Genomic DNA, 26,395 nt, shown 5'->3' on the forward strand with positions numbered 1-26,395 from the left:
AGATCCTAACGGAAACCAGTCCCGATGGCCACCTTTTTTTTCTAACTAAGGCCAGTTCCTTGGTATCCAGGCATTGATTATGAAACAAACTAACTGTAATTATATACAGTGCATTTTAAATTCCAACAAAAGTGTGCTTTTTTGCGAATAGTCTTCCAATTTAACTACGCTTTCGCATAGTCAAACGGGCTAATCCCCTTCTCCCGATTCACATCTAGATAATCCGCCCACCATTGCAACATCAATCGTCTCTCATCCAAATGTTCCGCCTTATGAATATAAGCCGCCCGCACAGAGTTACGCTCCATATGGCTCATCTGCCGTTCAACTGCATCTCTCGACCACAATCCAGATTCAATCAACGAGCTACATGCCATGGTCCTGAAGCCATGACCGCAAACCTCAATCTTAGTGTCATATCCCATCACGCGCAGCGCCTTGTTCACTGTATTCTCACTCATCGGTTTACAAGGATTGTGATCTCCAACGAAAACAAAATCGCGCTCGCCACTAAGCTTGTGAACCTGTTTAAGGATTGCCAGTGCCTGACGAGAAAGTGGCACTAAATGAGGAGTACGCATTTTCGAGCCACGTTCCGAATGCTTCACTCCTTCAATAGCTTCTCGTTCAGCCGGAATTGTCCACATTGCCGTTTCAAAATCTATTTCAGACCAACGCGCAAAACGCAGTTCACTTGAACGAATAAAGATTAACAAGGTGAGTTCAACAGCCAGACGAGTTAAAGGGCGTCCCGTGTAACTATCTATTCTGTGGAGTAGTTCAGGTAAGCGTTTCAGCTCAAGTGCAGGACGATGAACACGGTTACTGGAGGCAACTGCCCCAGCCATCTCCTGAGCAGGATTGTAATCGATCAAACCGCTTTGCACTGCATAACGCATAATCGCATTGGTACGCTGCTGAAGACGCGAAGCCACTTCAAAACGCCCTGTAGCCTCAACTCCTTTAATAGGAACAAGGAGATCGCGCGTGCTAAAACTATCAATACTCCGCTTCCCAATTGCTGGGAACAAATTATCTTCCAGGCTCTTTAACACCCTTCGGCTATGTTCTTCTGACCATTTTTTATTAGCGGCATGCCACTCTCTGGCAACTGACTCAAAGGTAATATCTTCTTTCGCCAGTTCTTCTTTCACGGCCCGCTTGTGTTCACGAGGATCGATTCCAGCAGCAACAAGCCTTCTGGCCTCTTCCCTCTTTTGACGAGCATCAGCGAGGGATATTTCAGGGTAAACCCCAAACGCCATCAGGTGTTGCTTGCCACCAAAGCGAAAGCGAAACCGCCAGTATTTTGAGCCGTTAGGGTGAATAAGCAAAAACATGCCATCCCCATCGACAAGGGTGTACTCCTTTTCCTGCGGTTTTGCAGAACGCACTTTGATATCTGTCAGAGCCATAAAAGTTCTCCTTCCATGAGCTGCCGTGAGTATATAAGCATTATCGAACCAGCATATATACTCGGTTCTATACTCACAAGCATGTTGATGTGGGGTAACTCAGATTGATGTCGGTTGACTGAAAAGCGGGGCAAGGCCTTGCGGATACTGGAATTCAGGCACAAAAAAAGACGTCCGTTGACGTCTATTGATGTTCCGATGGTGCCGAAGGCCGGACTCGAACCGGCACGTATTTCTACGGTTGATTTTGAATCAACTGCGTCTACCGATTTCGCCACTCCGGCACGGAAGGGATGCGGAAAACGTTGTGGATTATACCTGTCATGCGCCACCATGCAAGCGCCAGCGTGTGTCTGGCTTGCTAAGTGTTGAAAATTTCAGCATTACCTTTCGTACCTGCAATCAGCATCACGGTTTAGCCCACGCAATAACAGCCTTAATCCCCCCTTCTGCGAAGCGTCCCGTTTCCCCATGCTCTACACTTCCAGTTCAACACCATACTGAGGGAAATACGATGTCGATGATAAAAAGCTACGCTGCAAAAGCGGCGGGCAGCGAACTCGAACTCTATGAATATGATGCGGGCGAGCTTAAGCCGGAAGATGTCGAAGTCCAGGTCGATTACTGCGGTATCTGCCATTCTGATTTGTCGATGATCGACAACGAATGGGGATTCTCTCAGTATCCGCTGGTTGCCGGGCATGAGGTGATTGGTCGCGTGGCGGCGCTCGGCAGCGCGGCGCAGGATAAGGGCCTGAAAGTGGGCCAACGCGTCGGCGTTGGCTGGACGGCGCGCAGCTGCGGGCACTGCGACGCCTGTATCAGCGGTAATCAGATTAACTGTCTGGAAGGGTCCGTGCCCACGATTCTTAATCGCGGTGGCTTTGCCGAGAAGCTGCGGGCTGACTGGCAGTGGGTGATCCCTCTACCGGAGAGTATCGATCTGGCGGCAGCTGGCCCATTACTGTGCGGCGGCATCACGGTGTTCAAACCGCTGCTGATGCACCATATCACCGCCACCAGCCGCGTCGGGGTGATCGGCATCGGCGGCCTGGGGCATATCGCCATCAAGCTGTTACACGCGATGGGTTGTGAAGTGACTGCGTTCAGCTCCAATCCGGCGAAAGAGCAGGAAGTGCTGGCGATGGGGGCGGATAAAGTGGTCAACAGCCGCGATCCGGATGCGCTAAAAGCGCTGGCGGGCCAGTTCGATCTCATTATTAACACGGTTAACGTCGATCTCGACTGGCAGCCCTATTTTGAAGCGCTGGCCTACGGCGGTAACTTCCATACCGTCGGTGCGGTGCTGAAGCCGCTGTCGGTTCCGGCGTTCACCTTAATTGCCGGCGATCGCAGCATCTCCGGTTCGGCGACCGGTACGCCGTTCGAACTGCGCAAGCTGATGAAGTTTGCCGGACGCAGCAAGGTGTCGCCCACCACCGAACTGTACCCGATGTCGCAAATTAACGAAGCTATCCAGCACGTGCGTGATGGCAAAGCCCGCTACCGCGTGGTGCTGAAAGCCGACTTCTGATCGCCATTGCCGGGTAGCGTAAGCTTCCCGGCTATTCTCCCCGCTATTCCAGACAGGTTAAATTCTCCTCACAATCTCCGCAATTTAGCGGTGAAGAGTGCGTCACGGTTGCCTATACTCCAGGCAGGATAAATGGAGGAAATCTCAATGAGCGCACCCCTGCTAATTGCCCGCACGCCGGACACCGAACTGTTTTTACTGCCAGGCATGGCCAACCGTCACGGGCTGATTACCGGCGCGACCGGGACCGGTAAAACCGTCACGCTACAGAAGCTGGCCGAATCGCTGTCCGAGATTGGCGTGCCGGTATTTATGGCTGATGTGAAAGGTGATTTAACCGGCGTGGCCGAGGAAGGACAAGCCTCTGACAAGCTGCTAGCCCGCCTGAAAAACATCGGCATTACCGACTGGCAACCGCATGCTAATCCTGTCACGGTGTGGGATATCTTCGGCGAAAAAGGTCACCCTGTGCGGGCCACGGTGTCTGACCTCGGCCCGCTGCTGCTGGCCCGTCTGCTGAACCTCAACGACGTGCAGTCCGGCGTGCTGGATATTATCTTCCGCATTGCCGATGACCAGGGTCTGTTGCTGCTCGATTTCAAAGACCTGCGGGCCATCACCCAGTACATTGGCGATAACGCTAAATCCTTCCAGAATCAGTACGGCAATATCAGTAGCGCCTCGGTCGGGGCTATCCAGCGCGGGCTGCTGTCGCTGGAGCAGCAGGGCGCAGCACACTTCTTTGGCGAACCGATGCTGGACATCAAAGACTGGATGCGTACCGACGCCAGCGGCAAAGGGATGATTAATATCCTCAGCGCCGAGAAGCTCTACCAGATGCCCAAACTGTACGCCGCCAGCCTGCTGTGGATGCTCTCCGAGCTGTACGAACAACTGCCGGAAGCGGGCGATCTGGAGAAGCCAAAACTGGTGTTCTTCTTCGATGAAGCGCACCTGCTGTTCAACGATGCTCCGCAGGTGCTACTGGATAAAATCGAACAGGTGATCCGTCTGATCCGCTCGAAAGGGGTCGGCGTGTGGTTCGTCTCGCAAAACCCGTCGGATATTCCGGACAACGTGCTTGGTCAGTTGGGGAACCGTGTGCAGCACGCCCTACGCGCGTTCACGCCGAAAGATCAGAAAGCGGTGAAAAGCGCGGCGCAAACCATGCGCGCCAACCCGGCATTTGATACCGAAAAAGCCATTCAGGAGCTGGGCACCGGCGAGGCGCTGGTGTCGTTTCTGGACGCCAAAGGCAGCCCATCGGTGGTTGAACGAGCAATGGTGATTGCGCCATGCTCACGGATGGGACCGGTGACGGACGACGAGCGCAACGGGCTGATTAATCACTCTTCGCTGTACGGCAAATATGAAGAAGATATCGACCGAGAGTCCGCCTATGAACGTTTACAGCAAGGTGTGCAGGCCAGTACCGGGCAGCAAAATACGCCTCCCGCCAACGGTAAAGCTGTCGATGTGGATGGCGGTATTCTCGGTGGGTTGAAGGATATTCTGTTTGGCAGCACCGGGCCGCGCGGCGGTAAGCGCGATGGCGTGGTGCAGAGCGTGGCGAAAAGCGCGGCACGACAGGTTACCAATCAGATAATCCGCGGCATGTTGGGGAGTTTGATGGGCGGGAGAAAGCGTTAACAGAAAGCCCCCTCCCGCACAGCAGGAGGGGGAGATATTACGACTTACGTAGCATCAGCCACAGGCTAATCAGGAAGAAGCTGGCGCTTGGCAGCAGCGCGCCGATAATCGGCGGAATGCCGTACACCAGCGTTAGCGGGCCAAAGATTTGGTCCAGCACATAGAACACAAAGCCGAAGCTAATCCCTGTCACCACGCGCACGCCCATCGGGACGCTACGCAGCGGACCAAAGATAAACGACAACGCCATCAGCATCATGACCGCTACGGACAGCGGCTGGAAGACTTTGCTCCACATATTGAGCTGGTAGCGTCCGGCATCCTGGCCGCTCGACTTCAGGTATTTCACGTAGTTATGCAGACCGCTAATCGACAGCGCGTCAGGATCCAACGCCACGACGCCGAGCTTGTCGGGCGTCAGGTTGGTTTTCCAGGTGCCGCTCACCGTTTGCGAGCCGGTGATTTGTTTCGGATTGGTCAGGTTGGATTCATCCACCTGCGACAGACGCCAGACCTTCTGCTCCGGGTCAAACGTCGCGCTTGCGGCATAGCGAACGGACTGCAGACGGCGCTTGTCGTTAAACGAGTAGATGCTAATCCCGCCCAGCTCGGCCTCGCCTTTCACACGCTCGATGTAGACAAAGCTGTCACCGTCTTTCGCCCACAAACCCTGCTGGGTAGAGAGCAGCGAGCCGCCGTACATCTGCTGCGCACGGTAGTTACGCGCCATCTGTTCACCCTGCGGTGCCACCCATTCGCCAATGGCCATCGTCAGCAGCACCAGCGGAATCGCGGTTTTCATCACCGACAATGCCACCTGCATACGGGTAAAGCCAGAAGCCTGCATCACCACCAGTTCACTGCGCTGGGCCAGCATGCCCAGCCCCAGCAATGCCCCCAACAGCGCCGCCATCGGGAAGAAGATCTGGATATCTTTCGGCGCGCTGAGCAAGGTATACAGCCCGGCGCCCATCGCATCGTAGCTCCCCTGCCCGGCTTTTTTCAGCTGGTCAACGAACTTGATGATCCCGGAGAGCGACACCAGCATGAACAGCGTCATCATGATGGTGGTGAAAATGGTTTTACCGATATAGCGGTCAAGTACACCAAAAGGCTGCATTATACCGCTCCTTTACGCATAAAACGGGCACGCAAGCGGCGCATCGGCACCGTATCCCAGAGGTTAAGCACAATCGCCAGCGCCAGATACGCCAGGTTAACCGTCCACATCCAGAACACTGGATCCAGCTTACCTTTACCACCATTCGACTTAAGCGACGTCTGAACCAGGAAGAACAGCAAATAGAGCAGCATTGCTGGCAACATCGACAGCACGCGACCCTGACGCGGGTTCACCACGCTCAGCGGTACGACCATCAGCGCCATCATAAATACGGTGAATACTAACGTGATACGCCAGGTCAGCTCCGCGCGGGCACGATCGGTGTCGGTCGTCCACAGCGTACGCATGTTCATCTGGTCGGTATCATTTGGATCCAGCGCCACGGCCTGATGACCGATAATCGCCTGATAATCCTGGAAGTCGGTAATGCGGAAATCGCGCAGCAGCGCGGTACCTTCAAAGCGCGTGCCCTGGTTCAGCGTCACGATCTGAGAGCCATCGCGCGTCTGAGTAAGATGTCCGGAATCCGCTACCACCACCGAAGGACGGGCGTTACCTTTCGGGCGGATTTGCGCAAGGAACACATCTTTGAAGTTGCTGCCGTCAACGCTTTCGATAAACAGCACCGAACCGCCGTTGGTCGCCTGCTGGAATTGCCCCTGAGCAAGCGCCGCCATACCAGGGTTCGCTTTCGCCTCCGCCAGGACTTCGTCCTGATGCCTGGAGGACCACGGCCCGGCCCACATCACGTTGACCGCCGCAATAATACTGGTAAACAGCGCCAGCACCATCGCCGCTTTCACCAGCACGGCCTTGCTCAGCCCGCAGGCGTGCATGACCGTAATTTCACTTTCGGTATACAGTTTGCCCAGCGTCATCAACAGCCCGAGGAACAGGCTTAAGGGCAAGATAAGTTGCGCCATTTCTGGCACGCCCAGCCCCAGCAGCGAGAGCACCAGATTTGCCGGGATATCACCGTCAACAGCCGCACCAAGGATCCTGACCAACTTTTGACAAAAGAAGATCAAAAGCAGGATGAATAGGATCGCAAGTTGGCTTTTGAGCGTTTCCCGAACCAGATATCTTATGATTATCACTTTAAATACGCCCGTAAAAACCCGTCTTTTGCCGGAATTTAGCTTGTTTCATGGCTTAAACGTCATTTATTCTCTTGAGTCGTCGAAATCGTCGCTAAGATCATTATACTCAACGGATCCACCTCTCAGAAATTGTTCTGACGTGCCAATGCCGTAATAACGTTAAGATTAACACGAAGTCACCGCAACAGCGGGTATGAGTTACGAAAGCTTGCAATTCTATCCGTAGCCACCGCCGTTGTCTTTAAGATTCAGGAGCGTAGTGCATGGAGTTCAGTGTAAAAAGCGGTAGCCCGGAGAAACAGCGGAGTGCGTGCATCGTCGTGGGTGTCTTTGAACCACGCCGCCTCTCTCCGATTGCAGAGCAGCTCGACAAGATCAGCGACGGGTACATCAGCGCACTGCTGCGTCGTGGCGAACTGGAAGGCAAACCGGGTCAAACCCTGTTGCTGCACCATGTTCCTAACGTTCTGTCTGAGCGAATTCTCCTCATTGGTTGTGGCAAAGAGCGCGAACTTGATGAGCGCCAGTACAAGCAGGTCATTCAGAAAACCATCAATACGCTGAATGATACTGGCTCAATGGAAGCCGTCTGCTTTCTGACTGAGCTGCACGTCAAAGGGCGCAATAACTACTGGAAAGTGCGTCAGGCCGTTGAGACGGCACAGGAAACGCTGTACAGCTTTGACCAACTGAAGACCAACAAAAGCGAGCCACGTCGCCCGCTGCGTAAAATGGTCTTCAACGTGCCGACCCGCCGCGAGCTGACCAGCGGTGAGCGTGCGATCCAACACGGTCTGGCAATCGCCGCCGGCATTAAAGCGGCCAAAGATCTTGGCAACATGCCGCCGAACATCTGTAACGCCGCCTACCTGGCCTCTCAGGCGCGCCAGCTGGCAGACAGCTACAGCAAAAATGTTGTGACCCGTGTGATCGGCGAGCAGCAGATGAAAGAGCTGGGTATGCACTCTTATCTGGCCGTCGGTCACGGCTCGCAGAATGAGTCGCTGATGTCGGTTATCGAGTACAAAGGCAATCCGTCCGAAGACGCGCGTCCGATTGTGCTGGTCGGTAAAGGGTTAACCTTTGACTCCGGCGGTATCTCCATCAAACCTGCCGAAGGCATGGATGAGATGAAATACGACATGTGCGGCGCAGCAGCGGTATATGGCGTGATGCGCATGGTGGCAGAGCTTCAGCTCCCCATCAACGTTGTCGGCGTACTGGCGGGTTGCGAAAACATGCCAGGTGGCCGCGCATATCGCCCAGGCGATGTGCTGACCACCATGTCTGGTCAGACCGTTGAAGTGCTCAATACCGATGCCGAAGGCCGTCTGGTGCTGTGCGACGTGTTAACCTACGTCGAGCGCTTTGAGCCAGAAGCAGTGATTGACGTTGCGACCCTGACCGGCGCGTGCGTAATTGCGCTGGGCCATCACATCACCGGCCTGATGTCGAACCACAACCCGCTGGCGCATGAGCTGATCGGTGCGTCCGAGCAGGCTGGTGACCGCGCGTGGCGTTTGCCGCTGGGTGATGAATACCAGGAGCAGTTAGAGTCCAACTTTGCGGATATGGCGAACATCGGCGGACGTCCTGGCGGTGCCATTACCGCGGGCTGCTTCCTGTCACGCTTTACCCGTAAGTACAACTGGGCGCACCTGGATATCGCCGGTACCGCATGGCGTTCAGGGAAAGCCAAAGGCGCAACCGGTCGTCCGGTCGCGTTGCTGTCGCAGTTCCTGCTCAATCGTGCCGGTTTTAACGGCGAAGAGTGATGTAAAACGCCGGGTGATGGCTTCGCCTTACCCGGCCTACAACGTCGTCACTCAACCGTAGGCCGGGTAAGCATAGCGCCACCCGGCTTTGCATTTAAATCCACCACAAGAAGCCCCATATCATGAGAAACGCAACGTTCTATATTCTGGACAATGACAACACCATCGACGGCCTCAGCGCCGTTGAACAACTGGTGTGTGAAATTGCCGCAGAACGTTGGCGGGCTGGCAAGCGCGTGCTGATCGCCTGTGAAAACGAAAAGCAGGCTCTTCGACTGGATGAAGCCCTGTGGGCGAGACCGGCAGAAAGTTTTGTTCCGCATAATCTGGCGGGCGAAGGCCCCAGAGGCGGCGCGCCGGTAGAAATTGCCTGGCCGGAGAAACGCAATAGCAGCCCGCGCGACCTGCTCATCAGTTTGCGCGTTGGCTTTGCAGATTTTGCCACCGCTTTCACAGAAGTGATAGACTTCGTTCCTTACGAAGATTCTTTGAAACAATCGGCACGCGATCGCTACAAAGCTTACCGCGTGGCTGGTTTTAACCTGAATACGGCAACCTGGAAATAATGGAAAAGACATACAACCCACAAGATATCGAACAGCCGCTTTACGAGCACTGGGAAAAGCAGGGCTATTTCAAACCTAACGGCGATGAAAGCAAAGAGTCCTTCTGCATCATGATCCCGCCGCCGAACGTCACCGGCAGTTTGCATATGGGTCATGCTTTCCAGCAAACCATCATGGATACCATGATTCGCTACCAGCGCATGCAGGGTAAAAACACCCTGTGGCAGGCCGGTACCGACCACGCGGGTATCGCTACCCAGATGGTGGTTGAGCGTAAGATTGCCGCTGAAGAAGGTAAAACCCGTCACGACTACGGTCGCGAAGCGTTTATCGACAAAATTTGGCAGTGGAAAGCGGAATCCGGCGGCACCATTACCCGTCAGATGCGCCGTCTCGGCAACTCCGTTGACTGGGAGCGCGAGCGCTTCACTATGGACGAAGGTCTTTCCAATGCCGTGAAAGAAGTCTTTGTTCGCCTGTACAAAGAAGATCTGATCTACCGTGGCAAGCGTCTGGTCAACTGGGACCCGAAACTGCGCACCGCTATTTCTGACCTGGAAGTGGAAAACCGCGAGTCTAAAGGCTCCATGTGGCACATCCGCTATCCGCTGGCTGACGGCGCAAAAACCGCAGACGGTAAAGATTACCTGGTCGTCGCTACCACTCGTCCGGAAACTGTACTGGGTGATACCGGCGTAGCCGTTAACCCGGAAGATCCGCGTTATAAAGATCTGATCGGCAAATTCGTTGTCCTGCCGCTGGTTAACCGCCGCATTCCGATCGTTGGCGATGAACACGCCGATATGGAAAAAGGCACCGGCTGCGTGAAGATCACCCCGGCACACGACTTTAACGACTACGAAGTTGGGAAACGTCACGGCCTGCCGATGATCAACATTCTGACCTTTGACGGTGACATCCGTGAAACTGCGGAAGTGTACGACACCAAAGGCGAAGAATCCGACGTTTATTCCAACGAAATCCCGGCTGAGTTCCAGAAGCTGGAACGTTTTGCCGCGCGTAAAGCGGTGGTTGCCGCCGTTGATGCGCTGGGCCTGCTGGAAGAAATTAAACCGCACGACCTGACCGTACCTTACGGCGACCGTGGCGGCGTAGTTATCGAACCGATGCTGACCGACCAGTGGTACGTCCGTGCCGACGTGCTGGCGAAACCGGCGGTTGAAGCGGTTGAGAACGGCGACATCCAGTTCGTACCGAAGCAGTACGAAAACATGTACTTCTCCTGGATGCGCGATATTCAGGACTGGTGTATTTCCCGTCAGCTGTGGTGGGGTCACCGTATCCCGGCATGGTATGACAACGACGGCAACGTCTACGTTGGCCGTACCGAAGACGAAGTGCGTCAGGAGAACAACCTCAGCGCCGACGTTGCGCTGCGTCAGGACGAAGACGTTCTTGATACCTGGTTCTCCTCCGCGCTGTGGACCTTCTCTACCCTGGGCTGGCCGGAAAACACCGACGCGCTGCGTCAGTTCCACCCAACCAGCGTGATGGTTTCCGGTTTCGACATTATCTTCTTCTGGATTGCCCGCATGATCATGATGACCATGCACTTCATCAAAGATGAAAACGGTAAGCCGCAGGTTCCGTTCAAGACCGTCTACATGACCGGTCTTATCCGTGACGACGAAGGTCAGAAGATGTCTAAATCCAAGGGCAACGTGATTGACCCGCTGGATATGGTCGACGGTATCTCTCTGGCAGAACTGCTGGAGAAACGTACCGGCAACATGATGCAGCCGCAGCTGGCTGAGAAGATTGCCAAGCGTACCGAGAAGCAGTTCCCGGACGGCATCGAGCCGCACGGCACCGACGCCCTGCGTTTCACCCTGGCGGCGCTGGCCTCTACCGGTCGCGATATCAACTGGGACATGAAGCGTCTGGAAGGTTACCGTAACTTCTGTAACAAGCTGTGGAACGCCAGTCGCTTCGTGCTGATGAACACCGAAGATCAGGATTGCGGCTTCAACGGCGGCGAAATGACCCTGTCGCTGGCGGATCGCTGGATCCTCGCTGAATTCAACCAGACCATCAAAGCGTACCGCGAAGCGCTGGATAACTTCCGCTTCGACATCGCCGCGGGCATTCTGTACGAGTTCACCTGGAACCAGTTCTGCGACTGGTATCTGGAGCTGACCAAGCCGGTCATGAACGGCGGTTCCGAGTCTGAACTGCGCGGCACCCGCAATACGCTGGTTACCGTGCTGGAAGGTCTGCTGCGCCTGGCGCACCCAATCATTCCGTTCATCACCGAAACCATCTGGCAGCGCGTGAAAGTGATTTGTGGCAACACTGCAGATACCATCATGCTGCAGCCGTTCCCGGAATATAACGCCGCACAGGTTGATGAAGCCGCGCTGGCCGATACCGAATGGCTGAAGCAGGCGATCGTTGCCGTACGTAACATCCGTGCAGAAATGAACATCGCCCCGGGCAAACCGCTGGAGCTGCTGCTGCGTGGTTGCAGCGCTGATGCGATGCGCCGCGTGAACGACAACCGCAGCTTCCTGCTGAACCTGGCACGTCTGGAAAGCATCACCGTGCTGCCAGCCGATGACAAAGGTCCGGTCTCCGTGACCAAAATCATCGACGGCGCCGAACTGCTGATCCCGATGGCTGGCCTCATCAACAAAGAAGATGAGCTGGCGCGTCTGGCAAAAGAAGTGGCGAAAATCGAAGGTGAGATTGCCCGTATCGAAGGCAAACTTTCCAACGAAGGTTTCGTAGCCCGCGCACCGGAAGCGGTCATCGCCAAAGAGCGTGAGAAGCTGGACGGTTACGCAGAAGCCAAAGCGAAGCTGATTGAGCAGCAGGCGGTCATCGCCGCGCTGTAATCGCCTATGCCGGATAGCGCTGAGCTTATCCGGCAAACGGGCACCGTCAACGTAGGTCGGATAAGCTCAGCGCTATCCGGCACCACAGACGATAAAGCCTCTGACGCGTATGCTCAGAGGCTTTTTATTGAATTATCCTCGCTTGCGCTTCCCCTTACCGCAGTGGTATTAACTGCATATGTCTCACTTTTATGTCATGAGTTCGCTATGAGTGCCATTACCTCCGTCGCGGCAACGCTGCGTCGAATTTCTGCCGATGATAACGCCGCAATTGCCCGCGTTATCCGCAAAGTTTCCGCTGAATACGGGCTTACCGCCGATAAAGGCTATACCGTTGCCGATCCTAATCTGGATGAATTATTCCAGGTTTACAGCCAGCCGGGCGCGGCCTACTGGGTGGTTGAGCAAAACGGTGAAGTCGTGGGCGGCGGTGGTGTTGCACCGTTAGGATGTAGTGAACCGGACATTTGCGAGCTGCAAAAGATGTACTTCCTGTCGAGCGCGCGCGGTCAGGGGCTGGCGAAAAAACTGGCGTTGATGGCGCTCGAACATGCCCGCGAGCAGGGTTTTAAGCAGTGCTATCTGGAGACTACAGCGTTTCTGACCGAGGCAATCCGCCTGTATGAGCATTTAGGCTTTGAGCATATCAGCGAAGCGCTGGGCTGCACTGGGCACGTAGATTGTGAAGTGCGGATGTTAAAGCCCCTCTGACCTTACGCCGAGAGGCTTTAGCCGCGTTACTGCATCTCGGCTGAGAGCATCAGTCTAATAACGCCAGCCGCGCGAGCGGTTGGCAGCTTCAGTACCTGTGACCAGAGATCCTGCACTATCTCACAGGCAATCTTCTCTTTGCCGATCGCTTTAGTCGGATCGGCCATGATCTGAATATCCGGCCCATAACGCTGTACCAGCCCAGGGCTTATTGCTTGCAGATCCTGCAACGCCAGCTGTTTCTCTTCTGCCGTGACCGTATGTTTTTTCGGGCCGTGAGAGGCATACATCATGCTCATGTCACTCGCCATACGACGATCCATGATCTCACTCGGAACCAGACGTGCCGGATTAATTCCACCTTTTACCGCCGGAAACAGAAAGCGGAAGCATTCATCATCACCGATTTTGGCCACAGCTGCGATCTGCTCAAGGTTAATCTTCATATATTCAATGACATTAGCATCTGGCGCCTGCTGCAATCTTGCCATTTGCAACTGAAGAATTTGCGGTTGTATCGCGTCGATAACCTGCTGTTCGCTACTCCCTGCTTTCTTCATCTGCGCTGCCTGGCTGATAATTTTTTGTGTCAGTTCAGGTTCCTGCTCCTTAATTACCTGAAACGCCGGATTAGAGAGCATCGCCTTTTCAAACTGCTGCTCTTCAGTCAGACCATAATCCGGGCTTTCGCGTGGGATCAGGTAGTGCACATCAAACAGATTCCACGCAATAATCGCCACCACAAAGACCACCGCGCCGGAGATCTTGCCCAGCCAGCCTTTTTTACGAAACATGCCGACGACGATAGCAATCACCGCCCCGATATAACCTGCCAACAAAACGTGTGCCCAGTTCATTAACCATCCTTATGCTAAATCGTCTCTGATACAGGGATATATTTCCCCTTCGTGTGTTTTGATTATTACGGCAGCAGCGAGCGATTTCCAGCCACCAGATTTTGCTAACAGAAACAGGAAGGATTAAACCGCGCGACGATGAGCACCGCGCGTCAAAGAAAGGAACTAAGCTGGCACGCCGCTGTGGAAGCGGAATTCATCGTCGGGAGAGGTAATCAACGCGGCTTCTACTTCGCCAAAAAACCGCACCCGGCTACTGATATCATCGACAGAAACCTGCTGCGCCAGCGCCAGGTAATCCTGATAGTGCCGCGCCTCGGATCGCAGCAGCGACAGATAAAACGCCTGCAAATCGTCATCCAGATACGGTGCCAGCGCGGCGAACCGTTCACAGGAACGCGCCTCAATATAAGCCCCGCAAATCAGTTTATCGATTAACGTCAGCGGCTCGTGGGTGCGTACCTCTTTGAGCATGCCTTTAGCGTAACGGCTGGCGGTAATCTTAATATAGGGAATGTTGCGGCTCATCATCGCCTCACGCACCTGCCAGAAGTGATGCAGCTCTTCTTTGATCAGCAAAACCATGCTGTCGATAAGCTTGCGTCCCCACGGGTCGTCGGTTTTCGGCATCACGCTTTTGCTTATCTGTTTATTCAGCGCGATAAAATCCGGCTCATCCCCTTCTCTGAAAGCAAACGCTTCATAGGGTTTCAGCCAGTCCAGCAGCGCCTGCGATCCCTGTTTATCCGCGACATACTTACGCACCAGCAGCATCGCCGTTTGCGCCGCTTTCAGCTCACAGACGAGGTGATCGGTCAATAACAGAGGCAGATTCGCTGGGTCTCGCGCTTTATCAAGCCAGGCCTGGGGCGTTTTACAGTGCAGGAAATTGTGGATCGGGGAGAGTATTTGCAGGTAATCCATACGTTGTCCTTGGCCTGCGGCAGCCTGGGCTACCGCAGGTCAGTAGATGACTTAGTGACGCACGCCGTCATCATCCTCGTCGACGAGGTCTTCATCGTCGCCGTCTTCGCCTTCTTCGCCGTTCGGGTCTTCAAAATAGGTGCCCCAACCGTCGTATTCCACATCATATTTTTCTGCCAGGTTCATCAGCTGCTCAACCTGAGCATCGATCAACTCCGCATTCAGTGCACATTCGCTCAGAATGTCACAGCAAATAACCGTGTCGCCTTCTTCCACTTCCAGCTCTTCCGGCTCGGTCACTTCATAACCCAGCTTAAAGGCTTCTACTGCCGCTTTTTCCAGGGTTTCGAAGTCATCCGCGGAAAGGTGATGCTCAATGGTGTACAGCGCGTCTGGATCGCTGCCATCTTCGAGTAACTCTTCAATAATCAAGCGTGTTTCTTCACGCTGTTCTTCCAGTAGTTCCGGGTTTGCCATGGCTCGTTCCTCATAATGTCCTGCCGATACTCTTATTGTCACATACCGCTGTCATTGCCTCCACCTTTCCAGGAAAGATTTGTTAAACAAGGTTGCAAATGAATAAACATCCATATAAATTGAATTTTAATTCAATAAATGGCCTAAGCCATGTGAGGGAACCATGTCTGCGTTTTATCAGAAACATTTTTTGAAACTGCTTGATTTCACCTCTGCTGAACTCACGTCACTGCTCCAGCTCGCCGCACAGCTGAAGGCGGATAAGAAAAACGGCACTGAAGTCGCTAAGCTCACCGGTAAAAACATCGCGCTCATCTTCGAAAAAGACTCAACCCGTACCCGTTGCTCTTTCGAAGTTGCCGCATACGATCAGGGCGCGCGCGTGACGTATCTTGGGCCAAGCGGCAGCCAGATTGGCCATAAAGAGTCGATCAAAGACACCGCCCGCGTACTCGGCCGCATGTACGACGGTATTCAGTATCGGGGCCACGGCCAGGAGATTGTCGAGACGCTGGCGGAATATGCCGGAGTTCCGGTGTGGAACGGATTAACCAACGAGTTTCATCCCACTCAGCTGCTGGCGGATCTGTTAACTATGCAGGAACACCTGCCGGGTAAAGCGTTTAATGAGATGACGCTGGTCTACACCGGCGATGCCCGTAACAATATGGGCAATTCCATGCTGGAAGCCGCCGCGTTAACCGGGCTGGATCTGCGCCTGGTCGCGCCACAGGCCTGCTGGCCAGAGGAAAGTCTGGTTGCGGAGTGCAAAGCGCTGGCACAGAAAAACGGCGGCAATATTACGCTGACCGAAGATGTCGCCACGGGCGTGAAAGACGCGGACTTCATCTATACCGACGTCTGGGTATCAATGGGCGAAGCAAAAGAGAAGTGGGCAGAACGTATTGCGCTGCTGCGTAAGTACCAGGTTAATAGCGCGATGATGGCGTTGACCGGCAATCCGCAGGTGAAATTCCTGCACTGCCTGCCCGCGTTTCATGACGATCAAACCACGCTTGGCAAACAAATGGCGCAGGAATATGGTCTGCACGGCGGTATGGAAGTGACGGATGAGGTCTTTGAATCATCCGCCAGCATCGTATTTGATCAGGCGGAAAACCGGATGCACACCATCAAAGCGGTGATGGTGGCGACATTAGCGAAGTAAGGGCATAGATGAAAAGAATGCCGGATGGCGATGCTAAGCATCTTATCCGGCCTACAACCGCGCTCCCGTAGGCCGGGCAAGGCGAAGCCGCCCCCGGCAAATACGCTTATGCCACGCGCATTTTCACCACGGCTTTGCGTACCAGCGCTGGAGCACCGACCGCGCACAGCGGTTTATGCACTTCGCCCGGATAAAACACCACGAAATCACCTTCGTTCAGCACCACCGTTTTCTCCTGTACCCCTTCCGGCAGGAAGGCGATATCTTTATCCGCCAACCAGTCAGTTTCCGGCACGCCCGCAGGCTGCGTGCTGAAGGTCATGCCTTCCTGGCCTTTGAGCAGGATCTGAATATCCAGATAGCGCGCGTGATACTCGGCGCGGCGCTGTGCAAACGGCTCCGTCATATCTTCAGCAATCAGATAAAACAGACGATCGCCGTCGATGTCGTGCTTACCTTTTTCCGTCGCATCCGTCACATGCGCTTTAATGTGTTCAATCGCCTGACGCAGCTCTTCCGGCAGCCAGGCATCCAGGTTGTGAATATTGCCGACAATCATCTCAAACCCCTTAATTAAAACATCGTTTCATTTTGGTTGTTATACGAAAAAATGCGCTGCCATACCACTGCTATTTGCCGATATTTTGCGTCAACGCATGTTTATCGCTGATGATGTTAATTAATTGCTAACTCTCAGCAACAGGTTATGCATAAACTCTGCATAACTTTCAGCTACCCTTTTCCGAATACATCAGTAACTCACTGTTATCAAAAGATTTGTTAGAAAAACCAGCCGTCGCTCACAGTTCACATCTCCTTCGCTATCCTTCTCCATCGTCATATTTATTTTGAAATAAACTTTACCGTACAAATAATAAAATTATAGATTCGCATAATAATTCACAACACAGAAAAAAACACAAATAAATCAATAGATTATTTATATCACAACACTTTTAGATATATACATAAAATTAACAACAATAAATAACAAGACATATTCCCGCGTAGTCATTCAATTATTCATATTTTTATTTTTTTAATTCTCAGAGCCATATCATAAATTAAACAACAAAAACCAAATATCGACCTGACTGTGAAATAAATCACATTTCATCATCAAATAAGATCTAAATATAGATTCTGAAATCAGCTGAAAAATCATGACTGCGATAAATATTATTTGCAGGCATCTCCTCTTTATTTTTTAAAATAGTATTAAAGGAATAATGATGGAAAAGCATTATGTCGGGTCGGAAATCGGTCAATTACGTAGCGTGATGCTACATCGCCCTAACCTCAGTTTAAAAAGGCTGACGCCCTCAAATTGTCAGGAACTGCTTTTTGATGATGTTCTTTCGGTAGAACGTGCAGGAGAAGAGCATGACATTTTCGCCAACACGTTGCGTGAACAGGGAATTGAGGTTCTGTTACTCACTGATTTATTGACACAAACCCTGGACATCCCTGATGCCAAAAGCTGGCTGCTGGATACACAAATTTCTGATTATCGCCTTGGCCCCGCTTTCGCCACGGATATTCGCGCCTGGCTTGCAGATATGCAGCACCGGGAACTCGCCCGGCATTTAAGCGGTGGGCTGACCTATGGAGAAATTCCTGCCTCAATCAAAAATATGGTGGTCGATACTCACGATATTAATGATTTCATTATGAAGCCATTACCAAACCACTTATTTACCCGCGACACCTCATGCTGGATATATAACGGTGTGTCAATTAACCCAATGGCAAAAACAGCGCGGCAACGAGAAACCAATAACCTGCGGGCGATCTACCGTTGGCACCCCCAATTTGCTGATGGTGAATTTATTAAATATTTCGGCGATGAAAATATTAATTACGACCACGCCACATTAGAAGGTGGAGATGTGCTGGTCATTGGTCGCGGTGCCGTTCTCATCGGTATGTCGGAACGCACAACGCCGCAGGGAATTGAGTTCCTTGCCCAGTCGCTATTCAGCCATCGTCAGGCAGAACGCGTCATCGCGGTCGAACTGCCTAAACATCGCTCCTGCATGCACCTCGATACCGTAATGACCCACATCGATATCGATACCTTCTCCGTCTACCCGGAAGTAGTACGTCCGGATGTGCAGTGCTGGACCCTGACACCAGACGGTCGCGGCGGACTGAAAAGGACGCAGGAAAATACGCTGCTCAACGCTCTCGAGAAAGCGCTTGGCCTCGACCAAATTCGCCTGATCACCACCGGCGGCGATGCCTTCGAAGCTGAACGCGAACAGTGGAATGACGCAAACAACGTCCTGACGCTGCGCCCCGGTGTGGTCGTGGGCTACGAGCGCAACATCTGGACCAACGAGAAATACGACAAAGCAGGCATCACTGTTTTACCCATTCCTGGCGACGAACTTGGACGCGGACGCGGCGGCGCACGCTGCATGAGCTGCCCACTGGAACGCGACGGTATTTAAGGAAAAGTCATGGAAAACAAACCTACCCTGGTTGTAGCTCTGGGCGGCAATGCATTGCTTAAACGCGGCGAGCCGCTGGAAGCTGACATCCAACGCAAGAATATTGAGCTGGCGGCAAAGACTATCGCGCAGCTCACGCAACAGTGGCGCGTGATCCTGGTACACGGCAATGGTCCCCAGGTTGGACTTTTAGCGTTGCAAAACAGCGCGTATGCCAGCGTTACCCCCTATCCGCTCGATATTCTCGGCGCGGAAAGTCAGGGAATGATCGGCTATATGCTGCAACAGGCGCTGAAAAACCAGCTTCCACAGCGTGAAATTAGTGTGCTGCTGACACAGGTTGAAGTCGATGCTCACGATCCGGCTTTCAGCAATCCCACCAAATATATCGGGCCGATTTACGACGCTCACCAGGCTAGCGCATTGCAGGCGGAAAAAGGCTGGGTTTTCAAAGCTGATGGCAAAGCGTTCCGCCGCGTTGTGCCCTCTCCACAACCTAAACGTATCGTTGAAAGTGACGCTATTCGCACACTGATCGCCCGCGATCATCTGGTTATCTGCAACGGTGGCGGCGGTGTCCCGGTGGTGGAAAAAGCTGATGGTTACCACGGTATTGAAGCGGTGATCGACAAAGATCTCTCCGCCGCCCTGCTCGCCAGCCAAATCCACGCCGATGCGCTGCTGATCCTGACCGACGCTGATGCCGTGTATTTCGACTGGGGCAAACCTACCCAGCGCCCGCTGGCCCAGGTCACACCGGAACTGCTCGGCGAAATGCAATTCGACGCCGGTTCAATGGGCCCCAAAGTCACCGCCTGCGCGGAATTTGTCTCTCGCTGTCACGGAATAGCAGGCATCGGCTCATTGGCTGACGGTCCGGCCATCCTCGCCGGAGACAAAGGCACGCTCATTCGGCTCGAAACCACCGACGCAAACGCGTAGGGCTTTTTGCCGGATAGCGACTACGCCTTATCCGGCCTACATAAGGACATTTTCATGACTGTTAACCTGAAAAATCGCAATTTTCTCAAACTGCTGGACTACACCCCAACGGAAATCCAGTACCTGATCGATCTGGCTATCGAGTTAAAAACGGCAAAAAAGGCCGGGCGTGAAAGACAGACGCTGGTGGGTAAAAATATCGCGCTGATCTTCGAAAAAACCTCAACCCGTACCCGCTGTGCCTTTGAAGTCGGCGCTTTCGATCAGGGCGCACAGGTAACCTATCTCGGCCCAAGCGGATCGCAGATCGGCCATAAAGAATCAATGAAAGATACCGCCCGCGTGCTAGGCCGCATGTACGACGGCATTGAATATCGCGGATACGGCCAGGACATTGTGGAGGAGCTGGGGCAATTTGCCGGAGTTCCCGTTTGGAATGGACTGACAAATGAATTTCACCCCACCCAGATCCTCGCGGATCTGATGACCATGCTGGAACACGCGCCGGGTAAAACCTTGCCGGAACTGAGTTTCGCTTATCTCGGTGACGCCCGCAATAACATGGGTAATTCGCTGATGGTTGGCGCAGCGAAAATGGGGATGGATATCCGTCTGGTCGCACCTAAATCCTTCTGGCCTGACGAGGCGCTGGTTGCCGAATGCCGTGAAATTGCCAGCGTGACTGGCGCACGCATTACGCTCACAGAGGATGTTGAAGAAGGCGTATACGACGTTGATTTCCTCTACACCGATGTATGGGTCTCTATGGGCGAACCCAAAGAAGCCTGGGCAGAACGCGTTAGCCTGATGACGCCCTATCAAATTAACCAGCGGGTCATCAACGCAACCGGTAACCCCAATGTGAAATTTATGCACTGTCTACCCGCCTTCCATAACGAGCACACAAAGGTTGGACGTGAAATCGAAATGGCCTACGGCCTGAAAGGGCTTGAAGTCACTGAAGAGGTTTTTGAGTCAGCTCATTCCATCGTCTTCGACGAAGCAGAGAACCGGATGCATACCATTAAAGCGGTAATGGTAGCGACCCTCGGCGACTAACCCCAGCGGGCATATGTCGCCTGACGGCATATGCCCAAGCTATCCGGAGAACATCATGGGCAAATTCAAATTTCCCAGCGCATATACCATCCTGTTTATTCTCATTGCACTCGTCGCCGTTATGACCTGGATAGTCCCGGCAGGGAAATACCAGATGGCGATGAATGCCACTCTGGGCAAAGAAGTGCCGGTTGCCGGTACTTATGCCCCGACAGAGGCGCATCCGCAAGGTTTTACCGCTGTACTGCTGGCGCCGATTGACGGGCTTTACAACCACGAAACCTACACCGCAGGCGCAATTGATGTGGCGTTGTTTGTCCTGATTATTGGTGGGTTTCTCGGCGTGGTAAACAAAACAGGCGCCATCGACGCAGGTATCGAGCGCGTGACGGTCAGGTTGAACGGTAAAGAGGAGTGGATGATCCCCATTCTGATGGGACTTTTCGCCGCCGGAGGTACGATTTACGGGATGGCGGAGGAATCACTCCCATTCTACACATTGCTGGTTCCGGTAATGATGGCCGCACGCTTTGATCCGTTGGTTGCCGCCGCCACCGTTCTGCTCGGCGCGGGTATTGGTACACTTGGCTCGACAATCAATCCTTTCGCAACGGTTATCGCGGCTAACGCTGCCGGGATCCCCTTCACCCAGGGAATGCTGATGCGCATTCTGCTGCTGGTCGTCGGCTATGTTATCTGCGTGGTCTGGGTCATGCGCTATGCACGCAAAGTTCGCAGCCATCCTGAACTTTCCATCGTGGCAGATAAAATGGAGGAAAACCGCGTCCATTTTCTCGGTAGTCGCGCCAATGCCAACCTTGAATTCACAGCAACGCGTAAATGGATCCTGCTGATTTTTGCTGCTGCCTTTGCGGTCATGATCTATGGGGTGGCGGTGCTCGGGTGGTGGATGGCTGAAATTTCCGGGGTTTTTCTTGCATCTGCAATTATCGTCGGTGTTATCGCCCGCATGAGTGAGGAGGAGTTTACTGGCACGTTCATTGACGGGGCACGTGACCTGCTTGGCGTCGCGCTAATTATTGGTATTGCACGCGGCATCGTGGTGGTGATGGATAACGGCATGATCACCCATACTATTCTGCACAGCGCGGAAAATGTCGTCTCCGGTCTTTCCTCCACCATTTTCATCAATGTGACCTACTGGCTGGAAGTTTTGCTCTCCTTCCTGGTTCCTTCCTCTTCTGGCCTGGCAGTTCTCACGATGCCCATTATGGCCCCGCTGGCCGACTTCGCGCATGTACCCAGAGATCTGGTCGTCACCGCGTATCAATCCGCTTCCGGCATTGTGAATCTGATTACGCCCACCTCAGCCGTTGTGATGGGCGGGTTGGCCATCGCCCGCGTTCCTTACGTGCGATACCTGAAATGGGTCGCCCCGCTCCTGCTCATTTTGACGTTACTGAACATGGCCGTCCTGAGTATCGGCGCGATGCTGTAACCCTTTTGGCCGTCGGATCCCGACGGCTTTTTTGAGCGCTCTCTCGTTTTTCTGCACAACCGCCCGTTTGAGCCGTTATTGATACTGCAAATGTGGTGAATTTCGCCATCACATTGATACAAATGATAAATTTAGGGTGTTTTTATGAAGGAATTCGATGATTACTCGACCAAAGAGCAGAAACAACTGGCGATTTGTCAGCGCCTGATTACTGAAAAAAGCTACCTGTCCCAGGAAGCGCTTCGCCGCGATCTACAACAGCATGGTTTTACCGGAATTAGCCAGTCAACGGTATCCCGGCTGCTGAAACTGCTTGGGGCTATAAAAATAAGAAATACAAAAGGGCAAAAAATTTATTCTGTAAATCCACAATCACGCCCCGCTCCTGATGCAGCCAGATCGATTGCTGAAATGGTGGTCAGCGTGGAACATAATAGCGAGTTTATCCTCATTCATACTGCAGCGGGTTATGGCCGTGCCGTTGCCAGAATCCTCGATTATCATGCGTTACCAGAGATTCTGGGTGTTATCGCTGGCAGCAATATTGTCTGGGTCGCGCCGCGAGTAGTGCAGCGAACGGGGTTGGTTCACAAGCAGATTAACTATCTATTTAAAATGAATTAAAATTCATAAGAACCGTTTGCGATGAATAAATTGTGCATTTTCCGCTTGATCCCATAACGGAGCTGAGTATAATCGCGGACAATTTGCCGGGAGGATGTATGGTTCAGTGTGTACGACATTTTGTCTTACCGCGTCTGAAAAAGGACGCTGGCCTGCCGTTTTTCTTTCCGTTGATCACCCATTCCGAGCCCCTCAATTGAGGGGCTTTTTTTTTGCCCAGGCGTCAGGAGATAAACATGGCTAACCCGCTCTATCAAAAACACATCATTTCCATAAACGACCTCAGCCGCGATGACCTCAATCTGGTCCTCGCAACGGCGGCGAAATTAAAAGCTAACCCACAGCCGGAGCTGTTAAAGCATAAGGTTATCGCCAGCTGCTTCTTTGAAGCGTCAACCCGTACCCGTTTATCCTTTGAAACCTCCATGCACCGCCTGGGCGCCAGCGTGGTGGGTTTCTCTGACAGCAGCAACACCTCTCTGGGCAAAAAAGGCGAAACGCTGGCCGATACCATTTCCGTCATCAGCACCTATGTCGACGCCATCGTAATGCGCCATCCGCAGGAAGGCGCCGCGCGTCTGGCTACGGAGTTCTCCGGTAACGTTCCGGTACTAAACGCAGGCGACGGCTCCAACCAACATCCCACCCAAACGCTGCTGGACCTGTTTACCATTCAGGAAACTCAGGGCCGCCTGGACAATCTGCACATCGCCATGGTAGGTGACCTGAAATATGGCCGCACCGTCCATTCTCTGACCCAGGCGCTGGCGAAGTTCGAAGGTAACCGTTTCTACTTCATCGCCCCGGACGCGCTGGCCATGCCGCAATACATTCTGGATATGTTGAATGAAAAAGGTATCGCCTGGAGCCTGCACGGCACCATCGAAGAGGTGATGGCGGAGGTCGATATTCTCTACATGACCCGCGTACAGAAAGAGCGTCTGGACCCGTCCGAATACGCCAACGTGAAAGCGCAGTTTGTCCTGCGCGCCAGCGATTTGAACGGTGCCAGAGCGAACATGAAGGTACTGCATCCGCTGCCGCGTATCGATGAGATCACCACCGACGTCGACAAGACGCCGCACGCCTGGTATTTCCAGCAGGCTGGCAACGGCATCTTCGCCCGCCAGGCGTTACTGGCACTGGTACTGAATAGCGAACTGGCACTGTAAGGGAGAAAAAGAGATGACACACGATAACAAACTGCAGGTTGAAGCCATCAAACGTGGCACCGTGATTGACCATATTCCCGCACAGGTTGGTTTTAAGCTGCTGACGCTGTTTAAACTGACGGAAACCGACCAACGTATCACCATCGGTCTGAACCTGCCGTCTGGTGAGATGGGCCGTAAGGACCTGATTAAAATCGAAAACACGTTCCTGACCGACGAGCAGGTAAACCAGCTCTCCCTGTACGCCCCGCAGGCAACGGTAAACCGCATTGACGATTACGACGTGGTGGGTAAATCACGTCCGAGCCTGCCTGAGCGTATCGACAATGTACTGGTTTGCCCGAACAGCAACTGTATCAGTCATGCTGAGCCGGTTTCCTCCAGTTTTGCAGTGAAAAAGCGTGCCGATGACATCGCACTCAAATGCAAATACTGTGAAAAAGAGTTTTCGCATTATGTGGTGCTGGCCAACTAATTGGGGTTGGTTATGAGATCCCGGCTCCCTATAATGAGCGGGAACATTCTATTACCGCTGTAATTCAGGAGAAATCATGAGCAAGACTATCGCGACGGAAAATGCACCAGCAGCAATCGGCCCATACGTTCAGGGCGTTGACCTGGGTAGCATGGTAATCACTTCCGGTCAGATCCCGGTCGATCCGAAAACCGGTGCTGTAGCAGAAGACGTGTCCGCTCAGGCACGTCAGTCGCTGGAAAACGTAAAAGCTATCGTTGAAGCAGCAGGCCTGAAAGTGGGCGACATCGTAAAAACGACCGTTTTCGTTAAAGACCTGAACGATTTCGCAACCGTAAACGCGACCTACGAAGCATTCTTCACCGAACACAACGCGACCTTCCCGGCGCGTTCTTGCGTAGAAGTTGCCCGTCTGCCGAAAGACGTGAAAATCGAGATTGAAGCGATCGCCGTTCGTCGCTAAGTCTTATTAGAGAGCCCTGCTCTGGCAGGGTTCCTTAAGTATTGCAGCCTATAACTGAAAAAATCAATTCTCTTCCATTATTCTTTAAGGTGATGGTTTCATTTTCGATTATCCCCACTCCCCAATTATATAATTCTATTTCCTCTTTTTGCTGTAATTCTATATTCTCTGAGAAACAGGTTTGTCCTAAAACCCAGTTCAACCTTGAACTATAAACATTAATTTTAAGATCATCATCACTATCATTTTTCATCTTTTCCAATGTATAAACTATCTTATTGTGAATTTTAAAACTAACAATATTGTTATATCTTTCAACTGAATTAACAGAAAAAACACAGATGAACATTATAATTAGTAAAAAAATTATTTTTAGAGTAGTTCGTCTTATAAAAGTGTTCATTGATCATGTCCCCATAAAAAAGAATAACCAGATGAACCAATGAGCGCTTTATTTTTTCCCTGACACTTAATTACCCCCCATTTCTCTGCGACCAAGGATATATCATTTTCATGTGCAATTTTACGATAAACGTACCGGTAAGGCTGAAATGGATCTTGTAGAGGAGTGTTCATTTCCCTTACAATAATATTCCCAGACGATTTCTCCAAATAAACATATAAACCATGCCAGGATAAATTCTTTGCATAGTGGGTATTTGAATCATCGTTACGGCACCATTGTACAACCAGAAGATAGTGACTTTCACGCACGGGTAACCAGCAAACCGAAATAATATACAGCATATAACAAAAGGCACAAACTAAAGCGAAAGTGAGTATTTTTTCCATGTAAAATAAAGTGCTATGCTCAGTCATGCCATTTTACCTCTGACTCAATGACACCAAAAATATTGTACTCTCTGGCCAGACACTCCTGATGAAACCTCCCCATAAAAGTATCATTCACAGGAACGACACTACCTAAACGAACACCAGAATTTGCGACACTAACATTCCAGTTATACCTGTCAAAAAACTTAAACTGAAATGTCAAATTATAACTACATAACCTACTACCATTGCTCATCGTATTTTTATACTTATCTTCGGTAATTTGCACCCGACCTTTACCCCAGTATTGATAACCTCCTATAGCATAAAACAAGTCTGGATCGCTAGAAATAAAATCATCAGTATTAACATGCGCAGAAGTAAACTCATGCTGACCTGGCGGTAATGTTTTACAAAAACTCTTTGCTGCATCCAATAATTGCATATAATTATCCCTTAACTGGGCTGATTTTCCCATCATATCAGTTAAGTTAATATGTATGTCTTCACCCGTATTTTGCAAATAATGCAGTAAATTTTCTCGTGCAAAAGGATAGCGATACTTTAAATATAAGCTCCCATCAATCAACTGCTCCAGGTAATATTTATAATAATAAAATTGATCTGAAAAATGCCCCGCACTGCACCATTCACCACTTCCAACATCAATACTATATTCAGGCTCCTCTCTCCCCAATATATAAGCGATCATAATGCTTCCTGAGAATAATTAACATGACAAGATGTTAACATTTATAATCTAGCGTATTCTGTTGGAAGACACTGGCAATGCCATAATTCAGAAAATATTTAGCTGTA

General features: G+C 52.1%; 29 protein-coding genes and 1 tRNA gene. 17 read left to right on the top strand and 13 right to left on the bottom strand.

The genetic code is table 11. The features are described 5' to 3' along the window. Positions 1 to 164: 164 nt before the first annotated feature. Together OGY83_RS16840 and OGY83_RS16845 are read right to left on the bottom strand one after the other, a co-directional pair. The gene (locus OGY83_RS16840; RefSeq protein WP_058647055.1) at positions 165 to 1,415 is read right to left on the bottom strand and encodes a tyrosine-type recombinase/integrase; all 1,251 of its coding nucleotides are present in this window, start codon (positions 1,413 to 1,415) and stop codon (positions 165 to 167) included. Between the two features lie 199 nt (positions 1,416 to 1,614). Then, positions 1,615 to 1,699 (bottom strand) — tRNA-Leu (locus OGY83_RS16845). 230 nt (positions 1,700 to 1,929) lie between these two features. Here OGY83_RS16845 and ahr point away from each other — a divergent pair. Both ahr and OGY83_RS16855 read left to right on the top strand, forming a co-directional pair. Next, entirely contained in the window at positions 1,930 to 2,949 is a 1,020-nt protein-coding gene (gene ahr, locus OGY83_RS16850; RefSeq protein WP_079937257.1) for an NADPH-dependent aldehyde reductase Ahr, read from the top strand. 147 nt (positions 2,950 to 3,096) lie between these two features. Then, entirely contained in the window at positions 3,097 to 4,599 is a 1,503-nt protein-coding gene (locus OGY83_RS16855; protein ID WP_286636365.1) for a helicase HerA-like C-terminal domain-containing protein, read from the top strand. A gap of 37 nt (positions 4,600 to 4,636) precedes the next feature. On the opposite strand, the gene lptG is transcribed toward OGY83_RS16855, so the two are convergent. The 3 genes from lptG to OGY83_RS16870 form a co-directional block, all read right to left on the bottom strand. Further along, positions 4,637 to 5,719 (bottom strand): LPS export ABC transporter permease LptG, encoded by a 1,083-nt coding sequence (lptG, locus tag OGY83_RS16860; protein WP_123268590.1) that lies wholly within the window; start codon positions 5,717 to 5,719, stop codon positions 4,637 to 4,639. Beyond that, positions 5,719 to 6,819: an LPS export ABC transporter permease LptF gene (lptF, locus tag OGY83_RS16865; RefSeq protein WP_043018253.1), complete on the bottom strand. Its 1,101-nt coding sequence runs from the start codon at positions 6,817 to 6,819 to the stop codon at positions 5,719 to 5,721. Before lptF ends, lptG begins: the two co-directional genes overlap by 1 nt. A 62-nt stretch (positions 6,820 to 6,881) precedes the next feature. After that, a complete protein-coding gene (locus OGY83_RS16870; RefSeq protein ID WP_212723231.1) occupies positions 6,882 to 6,932 on the bottom strand; it encodes a hypothetical protein in 51 nt (16 codons plus the stop codon). 153 nt (positions 6,933 to 7,085) lie between these two features. On the opposite strand from OGY83_RS16870, the gene pepA reads away from it, so the two are divergent. The 4 genes from pepA (at position 7,086) to OGY83_RS16890 (ending at position 12,729) form a co-directional block, all read left to right on the top strand. Continuing rightward, positions 7,086 to 8,597 carry a leucyl aminopeptidase gene (pepA, locus tag OGY83_RS16875; RefSeq protein WP_003025870.1) on the top strand — a complete coding sequence of 504 codons (1,512 nt, stop codon included), beginning with the start codon at positions 7,086 to 7,088 and terminating at the stop codon, positions 8,595 to 8,597. Between the two features lie 122 nt (positions 8,598 to 8,719). Further along, the gene (holC, locus tag OGY83_RS16880; RefSeq protein ID WP_048212826.1) at positions 8,720 to 9,163 is read left to right on the top strand and encodes a DNA polymerase III subunit chi; all 444 of its coding nucleotides are present in this window, start codon (positions 8,720 to 8,722) and stop codon (positions 9,161 to 9,163) included. Then, positions 9,163 to 12,018 carry a valine--tRNA ligase gene (locus OGY83_RS16885; RefSeq protein WP_286636366.1) on the top strand — a complete coding sequence of 952 codons (2,856 nt, stop codon included), beginning with the start codon at positions 9,163 to 9,165 and terminating at the stop codon, positions 12,016 to 12,018. Before holC ends, OGY83_RS16885 begins: the two co-directional genes overlap by 1 nt. 207 nt (positions 12,019 to 12,225) lie before the next feature. Continuing rightward, the gene (locus tag OGY83_RS16890; RefSeq protein ID WP_003025856.1) at positions 12,226 to 12,729 is read left to right on the top strand and encodes a GNAT family N-acetyltransferase; all 504 of its coding nucleotides are present in this window, start codon (positions 12,226 to 12,228) and stop codon (positions 12,727 to 12,729) included. Positions 12,730 to 12,755: 26 nt separating this feature from the next. Here the strand turns inward: OGY83_RS16890 and OGY83_RS16895 are convergent, their stop codons facing one another. The 3 genes from OGY83_RS16895 to rraB all read right to left on the bottom strand — a co-directional run bounded on the left by OGY83_RS16895 (position 12,756) and on the right by rraB (position 14,987). Continuing rightward, entirely contained in the window at positions 12,756 to 13,586 is an 831-nt protein-coding gene (locus tag OGY83_RS16895; protein ID WP_286636368.1) for a topoisomerase II, read from the bottom strand. Between the two features lie 165 nt (positions 13,587 to 13,751). Next, entirely contained in the window at positions 13,752 to 14,510 is a 759-nt protein-coding gene (miaE, locus tag OGY83_RS16900; protein WP_286636370.1) for a tRNA isopentenyl-2-thiomethyl-A-37 hydroxylase MiaE, read from the bottom strand. 51 nt (positions 14,511 to 14,561) lie between these two features. After that, positions 14,562 to 14,987, bottom strand: coding sequence for a ribonuclease E inhibitor RraB (rraB, locus tag OGY83_RS16905; RefSeq protein ID WP_003025845.1), 426 nt, complete (start codon positions 14,985 to 14,987; stop codon positions 14,562 to 14,564). Between the two features lie 98 nt (positions 14,988 to 15,085). On the opposite strand from rraB, the gene argL reads away from it, so the two are divergent. Both argL and argF (OGY83_RS16910) read left to right on the top strand, forming a co-directional pair. Continuing rightward, complete coding sequence (argL, locus tag OGY83_RS25310) at positions 15,086 to 15,181, top strand: putative translational regulatory protein ArgL (protein WP_370867251.1); 96 nt, start codon at positions 15,086 to 15,088, stop codon at positions 15,179 to 15,181. Beyond that, complete coding sequence (argF, locus tag OGY83_RS16910) at positions 15,151 to 16,155, top strand: ornithine carbamoyltransferase (RefSeq protein WP_079937262.1); 1,005 nt, start codon at positions 15,151 to 15,153, stop codon at positions 16,153 to 16,155. Before argL ends, argF (OGY83_RS16910) begins: the two co-directional genes overlap by 31 nt. 106 nt (positions 16,156 to 16,261) lie before the next feature. On the opposite strand, the gene OGY83_RS16915 is transcribed toward argF (OGY83_RS16910), so the two are convergent. Continuing rightward, on the bottom strand, positions 16,262 to 16,714 hold the full coding sequence (locus OGY83_RS16915; RefSeq protein WP_286636372.1) for a YhcH/YjgK/YiaL family protein: 453 nt from the start codon (positions 16,712 to 16,714) through the stop codon (positions 16,262 to 16,264). 673 nt (positions 16,715 to 17,387) lie between these two features. On the opposite strand from OGY83_RS16915, the gene arcA reads away from it, so the two are divergent. From arcA to OGY83_RS16940, 5 genes are all read left to right on the top strand, one after another. Then, complete coding sequence (gene arcA / locus OGY83_RS16920; RefSeq protein ID WP_079939090.1) at positions 17,388 to 18,608, top strand: arginine deiminase; 1,221 nt, start codon at positions 17,388 to 17,390, stop codon at positions 18,606 to 18,608. Between the two features lie 9 nt (positions 18,609 to 18,617). After that, the gene (arcC, locus tag OGY83_RS16925; RefSeq protein WP_286636374.1) at positions 18,618 to 19,550 is read left to right on the top strand and encodes a carbamate kinase; all 933 of its coding nucleotides are present in this window, start codon (positions 18,618 to 18,620) and stop codon (positions 19,548 to 19,550) included. A gap of 54 nt (positions 19,551 to 19,604) precedes the next feature. Beyond that, complete coding sequence (gene argF, locus OGY83_RS16930) at positions 19,605 to 20,609, top strand: ornithine carbamoyltransferase (protein ID WP_003025826.1); 1,005 nt, start codon at positions 19,605 to 19,607, stop codon at positions 20,607 to 20,609. 55 nt (positions 20,610 to 20,664) lie between these two features. Beyond that, positions 20,665 to 22,068, top strand: a complete 1,404-nt coding sequence (locus OGY83_RS16935) for a YfcC family protein (protein ID WP_079939088.1) — start codon at positions 20,665 to 20,667, stop codon at positions 22,066 to 22,068. Between the two features lie 144 nt (positions 22,069 to 22,212). Beyond that, positions 22,213 to 22,692: an arginine repressor gene (locus OGY83_RS16940; protein WP_286636375.1), complete on the top strand. Its 480-nt coding sequence runs from the start codon at positions 22,213 to 22,215 to the stop codon at positions 22,690 to 22,692. On the opposite strand, the gene OGY83_RS16945 is transcribed toward OGY83_RS16940, so the two are convergent. Next, positions 22,689 to 22,811 (bottom strand): hypothetical protein, encoded by a 123-nt coding sequence (locus OGY83_RS16945; protein ID WP_123268762.1) that lies wholly within the window; start codon positions 22,809 to 22,811, stop codon positions 22,689 to 22,691. The two genes, OGY83_RS16940 and OGY83_RS16945, sit on opposite strands and share 4 nt — an antisense overlap. On the opposite strand from OGY83_RS16945, the gene pyrL reads away from it, so the two are divergent. The 4 genes from pyrL (at position 22,791) to ridA (ending at position 24,802) form a co-directional block, all read left to right on the top strand. Then, entirely contained in the window at positions 22,791 to 22,892 is a 102-nt protein-coding gene (pyrL, locus tag OGY83_RS16950; RefSeq protein WP_003025819.1) for a pyr operon leader peptide, read from the top strand. The two genes, OGY83_RS16945 and pyrL, sit on opposite strands and share 21 nt — an antisense overlap. Positions 22,893 to 22,928: 36 nt before the next feature. Next, positions 22,929 to 23,864 (top strand): aspartate carbamoyltransferase, encoded by a 936-nt coding sequence (gene pyrB, locus OGY83_RS16955; protein WP_003025818.1) that lies wholly within the window; start codon positions 22,929 to 22,931, stop codon positions 23,862 to 23,864. Between the two features lie 13 nt (positions 23,865 to 23,877). Beyond that, positions 23,878 to 24,339: an aspartate carbamoyltransferase regulatory subunit gene (gene pyrI, locus OGY83_RS16960; RefSeq protein WP_003025816.1), complete on the top strand. Its 462-nt coding sequence runs from the start codon at positions 23,878 to 23,880 to the stop codon at positions 24,337 to 24,339. A 76-nt stretch (positions 24,340 to 24,415) separates the two neighbouring features. Beyond that, positions 24,416 to 24,802: a 2-iminobutanoate/2-iminopropanoate deaminase gene (ridA, locus tag OGY83_RS16965; RefSeq protein ID WP_000047544.1), complete on the top strand. Its 387-nt coding sequence runs from the start codon at positions 24,416 to 24,418 to the stop codon at positions 24,800 to 24,802. Positions 24,803 to 24,836: 34 nt separating this feature from the next. Here the strand turns inward: ridA and OGY83_RS16970 are convergent, their stop codons facing one another. From OGY83_RS16970 to OGY83_RS16980, 3 genes are all read right to left on the bottom strand, one after another. Next, the gene (locus OGY83_RS16970; protein ID WP_286636377.1) at positions 24,837 to 25,055 is read right to left on the bottom strand and encodes a hypothetical protein; all 219 of its coding nucleotides are present in this window, start codon (positions 25,053 to 25,055) and stop codon (positions 24,837 to 24,839) included. A 146-nt stretch (positions 25,056 to 25,201) separates the two neighbouring features. Further along, positions 25,202 to 25,621: a hypothetical protein gene (locus OGY83_RS16975; protein ID WP_286636378.1), complete on the bottom strand. Its 420-nt coding sequence runs from the start codon at positions 25,619 to 25,621 to the stop codon at positions 25,202 to 25,204. Then, a complete protein-coding gene (locus OGY83_RS16980; RefSeq protein WP_286636380.1) occupies positions 25,614 to 26,288 on the bottom strand; it encodes a hypothetical protein in 675 nt (224 codons plus the stop codon). Before OGY83_RS16980 ends, OGY83_RS16975 begins: the two co-directional genes overlap by 8 nt. Positions 26,289 to 26,395 lie beyond the last annotated feature (107 nt).

The sequence above is a fragment of the Citrobacter sp. Cpo090 genome (assembly GCF_030332665.1).
Taxonomy (GTDB): domain Bacteria; phylum Pseudomonadota; class Gammaproteobacteria; order Enterobacterales; family Enterobacteriaceae; genus Citrobacter; species Citrobacter portucalensis.